At 40.9% G+C, this 421-nt stretch carries 1 protein-coding gene and 1 pseudogene; both read left to right on the forward strand.

Annotation, left to right across the window (positions count from 1 at the left end):
- The first annotated feature begins 37 nt into the window (after positions 1–37).
- Positions 38–178, forward strand: a complete 141-nt coding sequence (locus GNY06_RS06600) for a hypothetical protein (protein WP_166519329.1) — start codon at positions 38–40, stop codon at positions 176–178.
- Positions 179–211: 33 nt separating this feature from the next.
- Positions 212–421: pseudogene (locus GNY06_RS15185) on the forward strand (transposase); the annotation flags it as partial.

The following is a 421-nucleotide window of genomic DNA, read 5'->3' on the forward strand; positions in this document are numbered from 1 at the left end:
ACTGTGTCATAAACATTATCTTTAAATATAATATTTTATGGCACAAGAAGAATTTGACTTTGAGTCTTTTAAGAAGGAGGCTATTGCGGGTCTTTATTCTGGAAAAAAAAAGACTGGCACCGATGGGGTTCTGGCTCCAATGGTGAATCACTTTCTGGAATCTATGATGTCCGGTTAGCTTGAATACCACCTTGCACAAGATAAACTTAACGAGCAAAAAAACCGTAAGAACGCTAAAACGAAGAAGGCCGTGCGAAGTATAAGTGCTGGATCATTTGAGTTAGAAACTGGTCGTGACCGCCTGGGTACTTTTGAACCTAAGATTGTGCACAAACGACAGCTATTCATTACCGATGAGCTGGAAGGTACTATCTTATCGATGTACGCTATGGGAGTGAGTTCCCGATCAATGGGGGATTAT

Origin of the sequence: Elizabethkingia argenteiflava, assembly GCF_009904105.1 — a bacterium.
Lineage (GTDB): Bacteria > Bacteroidota > Bacteroidia > Flavobacteriales > Weeksellaceae > Elizabethkingia > Elizabethkingia argenteiflava.

What these genes read in the sequence shown, in the direction of transcription:
- GNY06_RS06600 (WP_166519329.1), top strand. Translation starts at nt 38, where the DNA reads ATGGCACAAGAAGAATTTGACTTTGAGTCTTTTAAGAAGGAGGCTATT.